Genomic DNA, 14772 nt, shown 5'->3' with positions numbered 1-14772 from the left:
GCTCCAACCTTGAGGTTGTGGCGGTTTTCAGGGCGTCCCGGCGGCAGATTTTGTGAGTGGAAGTAATGAGCGATACCTGGACGCCCCAGTCCTGGCGGGAAAAGCCCGCCAAGCATATTCCCGACTATCCGGACGCTGGAAAGCTTGCGGATGTGGAAAAGACCCTTGCCGGCTATCCGCCGCTGGTCTTTGCAGGTGAGGCTCGCCAGCTGAAGGCGGACCTTGCTGAAGTAGCGGAAGGCAACGCCTTTTTGCTGCAGGGGGGCGACTGCGCCGAGAGCTTTGCCGAGTTCCACCCGGACAATATCCGCGACACGTTCCGTGTGCTGTTGCAGATGGCTGTTGTGCTGACATTCGCTGCCGGATCCCCGGTTGTGAAGGTCGGGCGTATTGCAGGCCAGTTCGCCAAGCCGCGCTCTGCTCCCACGGAGACACAGGGAGATGTGACATTGCCGAGTTACTTCGGCGACAACATCAATGGTATCGAGTTTGACGCCGCCCAGCGTGTGCCGGATCCCGAACGTCAGCTGCGCGCCTATTCTCAGGCGGCGTCGACGTTGAACCTGCTCCGTGCTTTCGCACAGGGTGGATATGCGGACCTCAATTTCGTGCACCGCTGGAACATGGGCTTCGTTGCTGACAGCCCTCAGGGCCATCGCTACGAGGAACTGGCGACACGGATTTCCGAGACATTGGATTTCATGAAGGCCTGCGGTATTGATGCCAACACGACGTCGCAACTGCAGGCAACTGACTTCTACACAAGTCATGAAGCCCTGCTGCTCGGCTACGAGCAGGCGATGACGCGCATCGATTCAACGACGGGCGACTGGTACGACACCTCTGCACATATGCTGTGGATCGGTGACCGGACACGTCATCCCGATGAAGCGCATGTAGAGTTCATGAAGGGTATCAAAAACCCGATCGCCATGAAGTGCGGTCCGTCGCTTGAGCCGGACGAATTGGTACGCCTGTGTGATGCGCTGAACCCGGACAACGAGCCGGGTCGGTTGACGCTGATTGCGCGCTTTGGCTCCGAGAACGTAGGCGACGGCCTACCGCCCCTCATTCGTGCGGTGGAGCGTGAAGGCAAGAAGGTTGTGTGGTCATGTGACCCGATGCATGGGAATACCATCAAAGCGTCCAATGGCTACAAGACTCGTCCCGTGGATCGCATTTTGAAGGAAGTGCAGGACTTCATGGCGGTACACCGTTCTGAAGGTACCCATGCCGGTGGTGTCCACTTTGAGATGACCGGCTCGGATGTGACCGAATGCCTGGGCGGGGCCATTGAAGTGACTGAGGACAGTCTTTCTGACCGCTATCACACCCATTGTGACCCACGCCTCAACGCCAACCAGGCGCTGGAGCTGGCCTTCATGATTGCAGAAGGCCTCAAGGCAGAACGCCAGCAGCGTGACAGTGTCGCTGCTGCCGGCTAGCTGCATAAAGACGTAGTTACCTTGCCCCACACCCGCTACCATAGCGTGGTGTGGGGAGGGACTCGTGCCTAAAAAACCAGTTTCAAAAAGACTTCTAGGGGCCGCCGCGCTTATCGGTGCGATGTTGTCCGTGGCATCGGCATCGCTGGCTCAGGACTTGAGCGCGCCAGACAATCAGGCATCTGCGCAGCAGGGCCCATTGAGCCAAACAACGTGCGACGAGTTGATTGGCTATGATCACCCTCGAATTACCTGTGGATATCTGGCCGTAAAAGAGACGCCTCAGGGGCGCGATCTCGACCTTGCCGTCGCGGTGGTCGCCGCAGTTGACGGGTCACAAGGCAAGGAGCCGGTGGTCTTTCTCCATGGCGGCCCCGGTGGCGCCATTGTAAATGCCGCGCGCCAGTTCGCCTCTCATCCAATGAACAAGACCCGTGATGTCATTCTGTTTGACCAGCGCGGGTCAGGCTTGTCCCGGCCCATCGACTGTCCCGAAGCATCATCGGCCTATCTGGAAATGTTGGCTGCTGACCTTGATGCCAAGACATCAACAGCGCGCCAGGCAAACGTCGAAAGCGCGTGCCGCGATCGGATAATCAACGAAGGAGCCGACCTTGACGGGTACGGGACCCGTGAAACCGTCGGCGACATGGAGGTGCTGCGCGCGGCACTTGGGGTGGAAAGCTGGAATGTCATGGGCGTTTCTTATGGCACCACCGTAGGACTGGACTATGTGCGCATGCATCCCCAGCACACGCGTGCTTTGGTCATGGACAGCGTCTATCCGCCGTCCTTTGCGTCTGGAGGCGACGCGGCTACCCGGTCCTTCGCGCGTGCTCTTGAGCAGCTCTATGTGGATTGCCGTAGGGATGATGAGTGCCGCCGCGCCTATCCCGGTCTGGAAACCTCATATCTTGCGACGGTCATTGCCCTTGAGCGGAAGCCGTTGGCCGTTCCTGTGTCTGATCGAAGTCTTGTGCCGTCCGGTGTGTTCTACATGAATGCTCAGGATTTCACGTCGATCATCCACCAGATGCTCTACGGCAAGGCCACCATTTCACTCGTGCCCAAGGTCATTGACCTTGCCGCCCGTGGAGAGGCTGAGGCGTTGGCGGGGCTGGTGGAAATTCTTGGACCATTGGCAAAGCGCATTGATCTGACAGCCCGGCTGTCCGTCGAATGTCGCGAGCGATGGCTGACCCCGGGGCGCAATCTGACTGGTATGGACCGGCTTGAACGGTTCCTGCGCCGCAGCCTGACGATTTTCGATACAGAAGATGTCCTGTGTGATGACTGGGCCCCGCAATTCTCCGATCCGGACTTCAATGCCCCGGTGTCGTCACCTGTACCGGCCATTTTTTATTCTGGAGCGAATGACCCGATCACGCCGCCCGAGAACACGCTTGCAACGTTCCGGCGGTTCCCGGCTGGCCAGTACGTGCATGTGCCTCACACGGGTCACGGCGTAGACCGCTCCCATCTCTGTGTACGAGAAATCACGGCGGCCTTTCTTGATGATCCCCGTGCACTGGTGCGCGATGGATGCGTTGGAGACATAACGCCGATCCCTTTTGTCACGCAGGTTGCGCTGTCCCGGGGGGCATTGCCCTTCGCCGCGGGCGTGCTGCAGATGCAAAGTCCGTTTCTGCTTGTCTCTCTGGCAATCGGCGGATTTCTGATCGTGATCGGCATGATCTGGATGCTGACAGCTGTAAGTCGCAGCCAGCACGGTAGGCGTCCATCAGCCATTGCGCTGGCATCGGCTGGGTCTTCAGGTTTGTCCGGCGTTTTGCTGCTAACCTTTACGGCAATCCTCACACTGACGATTGCCGACGCGGGGGCGGGTCTGACACCTGCCATCCTGGCCTTGGGTTTGCCAGCTGAAAGCGGATGGCTGCTGCTCCTGCCACTTGCCGCACTTGCAGCATTTGCGGTTGGTATCGTGATGCTTTTTCTGGCATTGGCCCGGGGCGGCGCCAACACAAAGGCCAACGCACCCTTGATGGTTCTGGCCATTGGCTGTGGGCTGGTGTTGGGCGTGTTGTGGTGGCAGGGGTTCTTTGCCGCCGTCGGTTAGATCAGCGGAAGCTCATGCAGGTTTTCTGGGCTGCAACAAGAAGGCCCCGCCGATGGTTCGGCGGGGCCTTTTGCAATCGTGTGGTGCGGAGGGTCTAGATGGCTTTGTCCGGGCCGACCTTGACCAGCATCTTGCCCATGTTGCCGCCGGTGAAGAGGTTGAGGAACGCGTTGGGTGCGCGCTCAATTCCATCTTCCACCGTTTCTTCCCATTTGATCTTGCCTTCACCAATCCACTTGGTCATGTCGCGGATGAAGTCCGGCAGCAGATCAAAATGGTTGGAGACAATGAAGCCCTGCATCTTGAGGCTCTTGCCAACCATGTAGATCAGGTTGCTGGGGCCAGGTGTCGGTTCAGTGTCATTGTACTGGGAGATCATGCCACACATGGCGAGGCGCCCCATCGGACGCATGTTCTCAAGGGCAGCCGTGAGATGCTCGCCACCCACATTTTCAAAATACACGTCCACACCCTTGGGAGCGGCCGCACGCACGGCTTCTGTGAGATCACCGCATGTCTTGTAGTTGATGGCCTTGTCGATGCCGGCTGTTTCTTCCAGCCACTTGCACTTTTCATCAGAGCCTGCGGTGCCAACAACGAAGCAACCCTTGGCTTTTGCGATCTGGCACACAATGGCACCGACAGCGCCGGACGCGGCAGACACAAACACCGTCTCGCCATCCTTGAGTTCACCGACGCGCAACAGGCCTGCATAGGCCGTCATGCCGGGCATGCCTAGCGTGCCAAGAAAAGCCTGAATGGGCACGCCGGAGCTTGTATCGACCTTCTGAACTTCCTCGCCTTTGGCGACAAAATACTCACGCCAGCCAAGCATGGACTGCACGTAGTCGCCGACGGCGGCCTTGTCGGAATTGGATGCAATCACCTGACCGATGGCACCGCCTTCAAGCGGTGCGCCGATCTGAAATGGCGGAACATAGCTTTCCCGATCATACATGCGGCCACGCATGTAAGGGTCCACGGACATCCAGATGTTACGCACGAGGACTTCGCCGTCGCCAGGCGCTGCGATGTCCACTTCCTTTACCTGAAAATCTTCGATCTTCGGCATGCCCTCCGGGCGCCGTGCAAGCTGCACTTCCTTAGAAACGACATTTGACATTGGGTCTTCTCCCTATTGGTTGGTTTTGGGTTGGTTGGTTCTTGAGTTCGATAGCAATTCTTGGTGGCGTTCTGGTTGGCGCAGTTGGTCAGCCCTGCGGATCTGCCACATGGACCAGACGCTTGCCGTAATTCTCGCCGCTCAACAGTCCGACAAGGGCCTGCGGGGCATTTTCGAGGCCGTCTACAATGTCTTCGGCAACTTTGATGCTGCCCTGTGCTGCAAATCCGGCAAGCTCGGCTTCTGCCTCAGCCTGTCCGTCAAAATCCATCACAATGAATCCTTCGACCTTCAGGCGCTTGGTCACGATCAGCCCGGGCACACCCCGCGGGCCGTGCGTGGGCGTGTCGGTATCGTATTGGGAAACAGCACCACAACACACGATGCGGCCGTGCGTATTCATACGGAACAGGACACCTTCAAAGATGTCTCCGCCCACATTGTCAAAGAAAACATCCACACCATCAGGCGCATCGCGCTTGAGCGCCTTCATGACCGGTTCGTTGTTGTAGTTTATGGCCGCATCGAAGCCGAGCTCGTCTGTCAGCCATTTGCACTTCTTGTCTGAGCCGGCGATGCCGACAACGCGCGCACCGCGCGTCTTGGCCAACTGACCGGCAACGGAACCGACAGCGCCGGCGGCAGCAGATACAACCACTGTCTCACCCGCAAGTGGTTTGCCGATGTGCAGCATGCCGAAATAGGCCGTTTTGCCGGTAATGCCGAGAATGGACAACAGATGGGTAAGCGGGCCCCGCTGCTTGCGTTTTTGTACCTGGCTTGCAGGCAGGGCAACATAGTCACACCAGCCCATATCCGCTTCCACAATGTCTCCAGGAGCAAAGGCCGGATCGTTGGAAACAACAACTTCGCCAAGTGCGCCACCAGCCATTTTGGTTCCCGGCAACACCTGATCGCGATAGGTGCGTCCCTGCATCCAGGCCCGATTGGCCGCATCAATGGAGATATAGAGCACCCGAATGAGCAGCTCTCCGTCTCCAGCCGTTGGTACGGCAACGGTCTCAAGGCCGAAATTGGAGGCTAAGAGCTTGCCCGCAGGCGATTCTGTAAGGGTAATCTGGCGGGATTCGGACGCGGTCATCAGGCAAACTCCGGGGAATAATTGGCATGAGGGAAGCCGGATTGGAGTTAACACGGGGGTTTAGGGGGCTGGCAAGGGCCCAACAGGTGGCCGACCAGGCTCAGTTGGACTGGTTTTGCAGATCAGAGCGGCATAACCGCCCCTTGGCCTAAAGCGCCGGATCGCCTAGCTTCCGGGCCGAAAACCAACATGTATCCCTGACCCGTGCCGGAGCAGCAGTTTCCCTCAATGCCCTATAACCGTCCCAAGCTTTCACGTGTGCGTGCCGGTGTCCTTGGCACCGGGTATTTCGGCCGACTGCATGTCAGCAAATATGCCTCCATTCCCGGTGTGGATCTTGTCGGCGTGTTCGATCTGAATCCAGACCGCGCCAAAGAAGTGGCAGATGAGTTTGACTGTGCCGTCATGGCTAGCCCGGATGACTTCATTGGCAAGGTGGACGCAGTCTCTATTTCAGCGCCGGCAACCTTCCACTACGAGCTGGCAAAGCCATTTCTGGAAGCAGGGATTCACGTCCTCATCGAAAAGCCGATCGCAACATCGCTGGAAGACGCGGATGAACTGATAAAGATCGCCCGCGACAAGCAGGTGGTTATCCAGGTGGGCCATCAGGAGCGCTACGTATTCTCGCGTTTTGATCTGCCGTCCTTGGTCTCAGACCCGGTCGAAGTGATCTGCCGCAGGGCAGGGCCGTTTACCGGGCGCAATGTAGATGTGAGTGCGATCCTCGATCTGATGATCCACGACCTCGACATCAGCCATCAAATTCTGCGCTACAAGCCATCTAAGGTCGAAGCGACCGCCCGTGCTGTTCACGGTGACCTCGCAGATGAGATTGACGCTGTCGTGACGACGGAAGACGGCAAGACCGTGCGCGTGTTTGCCAGCCGCGTCGGTGACAAGCTGGAACGCTCGGTCCGGATCATCTGCAAGGACCGCGAAATCATGATTGATTTTGCCAACAGGCAGTTCGAGCTGACTGAAAAAGGCGCCAATGGCGACCGCCGGATCATGGACCCCAATGAGGTGGATGGCCTGCCCGTCATTGATGAACTGGTGTCTCAGGACCCTCTGGCCGAAGAAATCGGCGGATTTGTAAATGCTGTGGCGACAGGCGCCCGCCCGCGTGTCAGTGGTCAGGATGCCCGCCGGGCACTCGAAACAGCATTGGCGATTGATGCCGCCATCGGCCCTATCACCCGTGAGGAACCCGCAGCGTAAGGCTTGGCAAGCACAGCGCAGCACATTAGGTCTGACTCTATGACGGATACGCTCAAAATCTGCCTTGCGCAGCTCAACCCGATTGTTGGCCACGTCGAAGGCAACATTGCCCGTGCCCGTGAAGCCCGCGCGGAAGCCGCCAAGCAGGGTGCAGACCTCATCGTCTTCACTGAGCTCTACATCACCGGCTATCCACCCGAAGACCTGGTGCTGAAACCCGCATTTCAGGATGCCGCGCGTGAGGTGCTGGATGATTTTGCGCGGGACACAGCCGATGGCGGCCCGGCGGTGCTCATTGGCGTGCCTCTGCGCGACGCAGGCCTCCTGCACAATTCTGTGGCGCTGCTTGAAGACGGCAAGGTTGCGGAGATCCGCCACAAGCAGATGCTGCCGAACTATGGCGTGTTCGATGAGATGCGGGTCTTTGAGTCCGGGCCCGACCCCAAACCCATTCCTTTCAAAGGCGTGTCGCTTGGCGTCCCTGTATGCGAGGACATCTGGCACGACCACGTGGTTGCCAATCTGGCCAATCAGGGTGCCGAAATTCTGATTGTGCCCAATGGCTCTCCCTTTGAAGCCACCAAGCACGGTGCCCGACAGAACCATGTGCGCGCCCGGGTGAGTGAATCCGGACTGCCGCTGGCCTATGTCAATCAGGTGGGCGGCCAGGACGAACTTGTGTTTGATGGCGCGTCCTTTGTGATGAACGCCGATCTGAGCATGCCACTCAGCCTGCCGGCTTTCTCTGAAAGCTGTGTCATGACCGAGTGGACACGTGGCGACAATGGCTGGAGCTGTGCTCAGGGCGAGACGGCGCCCGACCCCGAAGGATTGGAAGCCATTTATGGCGCCTGCGTCCTGGGTCTGCGCGATTATGTTACGAAGAACCGTTTCCCGGGCGTTGTGCTTGGCTTGTCCGGTGGTATCGACAGCGCCATCTGCGCTGCCATGGCAGCTGATGCGCTGGGTCCGGACAAAGTGCATTGCGTGATGCTGCCCTCCAAATACACCAGCCAGGAGAGCCTGGATGATGCGGAGGAGTGCGCCCGGTTGATTGGCACGCAGCTCGACACTGTGTCGATCAGCGAAAGTGTGGACGCCATTGAAGGTGCACTTGCGCCGCTGTTTGAAGGCCGCAAGCCCGACATCACCGAAGAAAACATTCAGTCCCGTGCCCGCGGCCTGTTGCTGATGGCATTGTCCAACAAGTTTGGCCACATGGTGCTGACGACCGGCAACAAGTCTGAAATGTCTGTAGGCTACGCGACGCTCTATGGCGACATGAATGGCGGCTTCAATCCCATCAAGGACGTGTACAAGATGCAGGTCTTTGCTTTGTGCGAGTGGCGCAACCAGAACCACCCGGCAGGTGCCCTTGGGCCTGAGGGCAGGGTGATACCGCAGCGGATCATCTCCAAGCCGCCAAGTGCTGAACTGCGCGAAGACCAGAAGGACGAAGACTCCCTTCCACCCTATCCGGTGCTTGATGACATTCTTGAAAGCCTCGTGGAGCACGAGCGCAGCGCTGAAGAAACAATCGCGCGTGGCCATGATGCGGCGGAAGTAAAGCGCATTGAGCACCTGCTCTACATCGCTGAGTACAAGCGTCGCCAGTCGGCGCCGGGCGTGAAAATCGGCCTTAAGAATTTTGGCCGCGATCGCCGCTACCCGATAACGAACGGCTTCCGCGATGCCCAGTAACGTCAAGACGCGCTTCGCGCCAAGCCCCACAGGCACATTGCATGTGGGCAATATGCGCGCGGCCTTACTCAACTGGCTGTACACCCGCAAGATGGGTGGCGAGATCGTGCTGCGCTTTGACGATACGGACACGGCGCGCTCAACCCGCGCCTTTGCGGACGCCATTGAGGCAGACCTCGCGTGGGGCGGACTGACCTTTGATGCAATTACTCGTCAGTCAGACCGTATTGCCACCTATGACGCCGCTGCTGGCACGTTGAAGGCAGTCGGTCTGCTCTACCCCTGCTACGAAACCCCCGCTGAGCTGGACCGTCGCCGCAAGCGCCAGCTATCGCAGGGCAAACCTCCCGTCTATGACAGGGCCGCTCTTGAGTTGACCGACGATGACCGCGCCAAGCTGGAAGCAGACGGCAGAACACCCCATTGGCGGTTCAGGCTCTCCGGCACCAAAGTCATGTGGAATGACCTCATTCGCGGGCCGCAATCCATCGAGACCGCATCCGTTTCCGATCCGGTGTTGATCCGCGAGGACGGCACATACACCTATATGCTCCCGTCATCCGTTGATGACGCAGAAATGGGCATTACCCATGTGCTGCGTGGCGAAGATCATGTGACCAATACGGCAGCCCAGATCGAACTGCTGCAGGCTGTTGGTGCACAGCTACCAGCGTTTGCCCATTTCCCGCTTATGGTTGCACCTGGCGGTGCCAAGCTCTCCAAGCGTGAGGGCGGGGCCAGCGTGCAGGACGTGCGCGAGCGGGGCCTTGAGCCGGGTGCCCTCACAAGCTATCTGGCGCATCTGGGCACATCAGATGACGTAAAGGCCGCAAGCCTTGATGATCTGATCGAGGGTTTCGAGTTTTCAAAGTTCGGCCGTGCCCCAGCACATTATGACGTGGCAGATCTGGGCCGGCTGAATACGGACCTGCTGCACACAGCTTCCCTCGCGGACGTGACCGCGCGCCTGGACGGACTCGGCCTTACGATCAGCGAAGACCTGTGGCTGGCCATTCGCGGCAATCTGGAAAGACTGTCTGATGCCGCTATCTGGGTGCAGGTGGCGGATGGCGAAATCACGCCGATCATCGAAGACGCGGACTTTGCAGCCAAGGCTGCGGCCGTTCTGCCCGCAAGCCCGTGGGATGAGACAACGTGGAAGACCTGGACGGATGCGGTGAAGGCTGAGACCGGGGCCAAGGGCAAAGGTCTGTTCATGCCTTTGCGTAAAGCATTGACCGGGCTCGACCATGGCCCGGAACTCAAGGCACTGCTGCCCCTGATCGGCCGCGACAAGGTTCTGGCACGGCTTGCTGGGTAGCCGTCAGATCCGAAGATCAAAACGCGGGTTGATTTTTTAAGACATTCCGCCCAAAGTCCGGCTCATGAAAACCGCCGCAACCATCTGGTGCATTTGCTGCACCATTATTATTAGCTAGCGCACAACGCTGGCTCGCGGCCGTTCGTCATTTTCCTGGACATCAGACAAGACGTATAAGCCACGAGGCCAGCAGGCCTTGATCGGGATATTTTTGCCCGGGTTAACGAAGGACTTTGTTTGATGGCACGCCCTGTGACCCTCAGCCTGCACGATACGTCCAGCCGCACGAAGCGGGTGTTTGAGCCCATTGATCCGGCCAATGTGCGCCTCTATGCCTGCGGTCCTACGGTTTATGACTTTGCCCATATCGGCAACGGCCGCACAGCTGTGACCTTCGACCTGGTGTTTCGTGTGCTGCGCTATGTCTATGGCGATGACCACGTGACCTATGTGCGCAACATCACCGACATCGAAGACAAGATCATGGCCCGCGCCAAACGCGACGGCGTCACTATCCGTGAGCTGACCAACGGCACGGCGAAGGTCTATCAGGAAGACATGGCGGGTCTTGGCTCGCTGCCGCCCACCCATGAGCCGCGCGCCACTGACTATGTGGACGGCATGATCGAGATGATCTCAAAGCTGATTGATCTTGGCCATGCCTATGAGGCCGAAGGTCATGTGCTGTTTGATGTCTCGTCAGACAAGAACTACGGCAGCCTGTCCGGCCGTTCGCTCGACGACATGATCGCCGGTGCCCGCGTCGAGGTTGCTCCTTACAAGCGCAACGCCACCGATTTTGTGTTGTGGAAGCCCAGTGACGAGGACATGCCCGGCTGGGACAGCCCATGGGGCAAGGGCCGCCCCGGGTGGCACATCGAGTGCTCCGTTATGGGTGAGCATCTGCTGGGTGAGACATTTGATATCCACGGTGGCGGAATAGACCTTTCCTTCCCGCACCACGAAAACGAGTTGGCGCAATCCAGCTGCTCTCATGGCGGCGCGAAGCTGGCCAATTACTGGATGCATGGCGGCTTTTTGCAGGTCGAAGGCGAGAAGATGTCCAAGTCTCTGGGCAATTTCCTTGTCGTGCACGACCTTCTGGGCGACTGGCCGGGCGAAGCATTGCGCCTGCATCTCTTCATGACCCACTACCGTCAGCCGTTGAACTGGACTGTCGAAGGCGTCCGTGAGGCCAAAGGCATTCTGGATCGATGGTATGCCTCAACCGCTGACGTGGGAGAGGTGACCGCGGATGATGTGCCGGAACGTGTAACCTCCGCCTTGCTGGATGATCTCAATACCCCGCAAGTGCTCGCAGCCCTGCACAAGCTGTGCAGCGAAAGCCAGAAGGGCAGTGCAGAAGCTGCCCGAGCGCTCAAGGCATCCGGCCAGTTGATAGGTTTGTTTGGCCACACTGCTGAAGAGTGGGCGGCCTGGCGTCCGGCAACATCTACCGTGGATGATGCACAGGTCGAAGGCCTGATCGCAGCCCGCAAGCAGGCACGCGACGAAAAAGACTTTGCGGAAGCAGACCGCATCCGTGATGAACTGACAGCACTTGGCATCGAGATCAAGGATGGGCCCGACGGCACCACCTGGACGGTCGCGACGTAAGGGGACGAAAAAATGAGCACCAAAGAACGTCTCTACCTGTTCGACACCACGCTGCGCGACGGCGCGCAGACGCAGGGTGTGGACTTCAGCGTCGACGACAAGATCCGCATTGCGGAAACCCTGGATGCCCTGGGCATTGATTATGTGGAAGGCGGCTGGCCGGGAGCAAACCCGACAGACAGCGCTTTCTTCAGCGAGAAGCGCGGCCTGAAAAAAGCAACCATGACCGCATTTGGCATGACCAAGCGGGTGGGGCGGTCGGCCGACAATGATCCGGGACTTGCGGCCTTGTTTGACGCTGAGTCGGATGCTGTGTGCCTCGTCGCCAAGACTTGGGACCATCAGGTGGAACTGGCACTGGGGTGCTCGCTTGATGAAAACCTTGAAGCCATTGAAGACAGCGTGCGCGCGATCACCAAGCATGACCGCGAGGCCATGATCGACTGCGAGCATTTCTTCGACGGCTACAAAGCCAACCCGGACTATGCCATTGCCTGCGCCAAGACAGCACTTGCTGCAGGCGCCCGCTGGGTGGTGCTGTGTGACACCAATGGCGGCTCGCTCCCCCATGAGGTGGAAGCCATCACTCGTGCAGTGGCAGAGCATGTGCCCGGAGACAATCTGGGTATCCACACCCACAACGACACGGAAAATGCTGTCGCCAACACGCTTGCCGCCATCAATGGCGGTGTGCGTCAGATACAGGGCACTCTCAATGGTCTGGGCGAGCGTTGTGGCAACGCCAACATGGTGTCGCTGCTGCCGACGCTGCTGCTGAAGCCGGACTATGCCGACAGGTTTGAAACCGGCGTGCCGGTAGAGAATTTGAACCAGCTCACCCATGTGAGCCGGCTGCTGGACGAAATTCTCAACCGGTCTCCCAATCGTCATCAGCCTTATGTGGGGGCATCAGCCTTTGCCCATAAAGGCGGGCTGCATGTCTCCGCGGTTCAAAAGGACCCGGCGACCTATGAACACGTGCCGCCGGAAGCGGTGGGCAACAAGCGCCGCATTCTGGTGTCGGATCAGGCAGGTCGCTCGAACGTGCTGGCACAGCTTGAAGCTGCCGGCATCGAGGTCGACGCGCAGGACCCGCGCATCAAGCGGCTGGTGGACGAGGTCAAGGAACGGGAGTTTCTCGGCTACGCCTATGATGGCGCAGAAGCCTCGTTTGAGCTTCTGGCGCGCCGCGCATTGGGTGAAGTGCCGCATTATTTCGAGGTGGAGAGCTTCCGCGTTCTCGTGGAACGTCGCTTCAACGCCATGGGCGAACTGGTGACCGTCTCCGAAGCAACGGTGAAAGTGGCCGTCGATGGCGCCACCATCATGAGTGCAGGGGAGGGCAATGGCCCGGTCAACGCGCTGGATCAGGCGCTTCGCAAGGACCTTGGTAAATACTCGTCATGGCTTGAGGACTTACGTCTGGCGGATTTCAAGGTCCGTATCCTGACAAGTGGCACAGAGGCTGTGACCCGCGTAATGATTGAGAGCGTTGATGGTGACGGAGCCCGATGGTCCACGGTCGGCGTATCGCCCAACATCGTGGATGCCTCTTTTCAGGCGCTGATGGATTCGATCACCTACAAGCTGCTGCGCGACGGTGCGCCTGCTGCTGAACCTCAACGGTAGGGTGGTGAATAGCAAGCCGACCCCAGACCCGGCCAGGCTGGGTGTGGCGCTGTCGGGCGGCGCGTACCTCATGTGGGGCTTTCTGCCCCTCTACTACCGCGAAATGGACCACGTGTCGGTGCTTGACGTGCTGGCCCATCGCGGATTGTGGGCGCTTGCCTTTGTGGCGCTCATCGTCACCGTTCTGGGGCGGTGGTCGTTGGTATGGGCGGCCGTAGCCAATCGACGCAGTCTCGGTATTCTGGCAATCACCGGCGTATTGATCGCCAGCAACTGGGGTGGATTCATCTATGCGGTGGCCAATGATCTGGTGCTGGACGCAAGCCTTGGATATTTCATCAACCCGCTCATGAGCGTGGCACTTGGTGTTGTCCTGCTGGGCGAACGGTTGAACAGGGCTCAGCAGATCGCCATTGCTCTGGCGGCCCTCGGCGTTCTCAACGAAATCATTCTGCTCGGCGACGTGCCGTGGATTGCGCTTTTCCTCGCAAGCTCTTTTGCCGCTTATGGCTATCTACGCAAGACAGTGAATGTTGAAAGCATCGATGGCCTGTTCGTCGAGATGGCGGTGCTTGCCCCCTTGATGGTGGGCTATCTCGTGATATCGGGTGGCCCGCTATTGGGCTTTGGTGCAGTGGACATTCTGACAATGGCCTTACTGCTTGGCACAGGCCCATTCACCGCCATCCCGCTGCTACTGTTTGCAGCCGGTGCCCGCCGCGTGAGCCTTGCCACCGTCGGCATCCTCCAGTTCATCGCCCCCAGCATCATGTTCCTGATTGCAGTCCTGCACTTCCGTGAGCCATTCGCTTTCGCCAACGCCCTTACATTCGCAGGCATCTGGCTCGGCCTCGCCGTCTTTGCCTGGGATGCGTTGCGCAGCCGCTAAACAGGCTGGGGGATATCGAAGACCTGAATCAATTCATCCACACTGCTCACGATACGGAACATTGCCGACAGGTCGCCGTGGGAGAAACCTCGATCGACGATGTGCTCAAGAAGGGCCGCCAGCGGTGACCAGTAGCCATCGATATCCAGAACAATGATGGGTTTGTCGTGCCGGCCAAGCTGTTTCCAGGTCAGGATATCGACGAGCTCTGCGATGGTCCCGATGCCGCCGGGCAGAACGACAAAGGCGTCCGCCTTGGCGGCCATTTTCTGCATCCGGTCGTGGAGGTTTTCGGTGATTTCCAGATTGCCCGGTGCGTCCTTCATGACTTCAGGCACCGTCAGAAACTCAGGGATGATGCCGTCCACCTCGCCGCCATGATCATCGACGGCGCGCGCGAGGATGCCCATCAGGCCAATGCCGCCGCCGCCATAAACAAGTTTGATGTCGTTATTGGCAAGCAGGACGCCCAGATCGTGGGCTGCTTGTGCATAGGCAGGATTATCTCCTGCTGCACTGCCACAAAAAACGGTAATAGAACGCGGTATGTTCGTCACGGAGTGCATATATCCTGCAATGCAGCAATTAACGCAAAAATCGGTTAAAAGCGGACGCGGTCGCGTCGATGCCATATTCTCAGGATACGA

At 58.8% G+C, this 14772-nt stretch carries 11 protein-coding genes; 8 read left to right on the top strand and 3 right to left on the bottom strand.

Annotated features, from left to right (window positions below; genetic code table 11):
• Positions 1–65: 65 nt before the first annotated feature.
• Together ABXH05_RS14140 and ABXH05_RS14135 are read left to right on the top strand one after the other, a co-directional pair.
• Positions 66–1445: a class II 3-deoxy-7-phosphoheptulonate synthase gene (locus ABXH05_RS14140; RefSeq protein WP_348139732.1), complete on the top strand. Its 1380-nt coding sequence runs from the start codon at positions 66–68 to the stop codon at positions 1443–1445.
• 64 nt (positions 1446–1509) lie between these two features.
• Positions 1510–3522, top strand: a complete 2013-nt coding sequence (locus ABXH05_RS14135; RefSeq protein WP_353561634.1) for an alpha/beta fold hydrolase — start codon at positions 1510–1512, stop codon at positions 3520–3522.
• Positions 3523–3616: 94 nt separating this feature from the next.
• Here the strand turns inward: ABXH05_RS14135 and ABXH05_RS14130 are convergent, their stop codons facing one another.
• Positions 3617–4645, bottom strand: coding sequence for an NADP-dependent oxidoreductase (locus ABXH05_RS14130; protein WP_353561632.1), 1029 nt, complete (start codon positions 4643–4645; stop codon positions 3617–3619).
• An 88-nt stretch (positions 4646–4733) separates the two neighbouring features.
• Complete coding sequence (locus tag ABXH05_RS14125) at positions 4734–5747, bottom strand: NADP-dependent oxidoreductase (RefSeq protein WP_353561630.1); 1014 nt, start codon at positions 5745–5747, stop codon at positions 4734–4736.
• A gap of 228 nt (positions 5748–5975) precedes the next feature.
• On the opposite strand from ABXH05_RS14125, the gene ABXH05_RS14120 reads away from it, so the two are divergent.
• The 6 genes from ABXH05_RS14120 to rarD all read left to right on the top strand — a co-directional run bounded on the left by ABXH05_RS14120 (position 5976) and on the right by rarD (position 14125).
• Entirely contained in the window at positions 5976–6968 is a 993-nt protein-coding gene (locus ABXH05_RS14120; protein WP_353561629.1) for a Gfo/Idh/MocA family protein, read from the top strand.
• 39 nt (positions 6969–7007) lie between these two features.
• Positions 7008–8669 carry an NAD+ synthase gene (locus tag ABXH05_RS14115; RefSeq protein WP_353561627.1) on the top strand — a complete coding sequence of 554 codons (1662 nt, stop codon included), beginning with the start codon at positions 7008–7010 and terminating at the stop codon, positions 8667–8669.
• Positions 8659–9990: a glutamate--tRNA ligase gene (gene gltX / locus ABXH05_RS14110; RefSeq protein ID WP_353561625.1), complete on the top strand. Its 1332-nt coding sequence runs from the start codon at positions 8659–8661 to the stop codon at positions 9988–9990. The genes ABXH05_RS14115 and gltX overlap by 11 nt, the downstream gene beginning before the upstream one ends.
• A 252-nt stretch (positions 9991–10242) precedes the next feature.
• The gene (gene cysS, locus ABXH05_RS14105; protein ID WP_353562421.1) at positions 10243–11607 is read left to right on the top strand and encodes a cysteine--tRNA ligase; all 1365 of its coding nucleotides are present in this window, start codon (positions 10243–10245) and stop codon (positions 11605–11607) included.
• Positions 11608–11619: 12 nt separating this feature from the next.
• A complete protein-coding gene (cimA, locus tag ABXH05_RS14100; RefSeq protein ID WP_353561623.1) occupies positions 11620–13236 on the top strand; it encodes a citramalate synthase in 1617 nt (538 codons plus the stop codon).
• A 4-nt stretch (positions 13237–13240) separates the two neighbouring features.
• On the top strand, positions 13241–14125 hold the full coding sequence (rarD, locus tag ABXH05_RS14095) for an EamA family transporter RarD (RefSeq protein ID WP_353561621.1): 885 nt from the start codon (positions 13241–13243) through the stop codon (positions 14123–14125).
• Here rarD and ABXH05_RS14090 read toward each other — a convergent pair.
• On the bottom strand, positions 14122–14682 hold the full coding sequence (locus ABXH05_RS14090; RefSeq protein WP_353561619.1) for an LOG family protein: 561 nt from the start codon (positions 14680–14682) through the stop codon (positions 14122–14124). The genes rarD and ABXH05_RS14090 overlap by 4 nt on opposite strands.
• Positions 14683–14772: the final 90 nt, after the last annotated feature.

It is taken from the genome of Pyruvatibacter sp. HU-CL02332 (assembly GCF_040362765.1).
GTDB lineage: Bacteria > Pseudomonadota > Alphaproteobacteria > CGMCC-115125 > CGMCC-115125 > Pyruvatibacter.
This window is presented reverse-complemented; position numbering and strand designations above follow the sequence as displayed.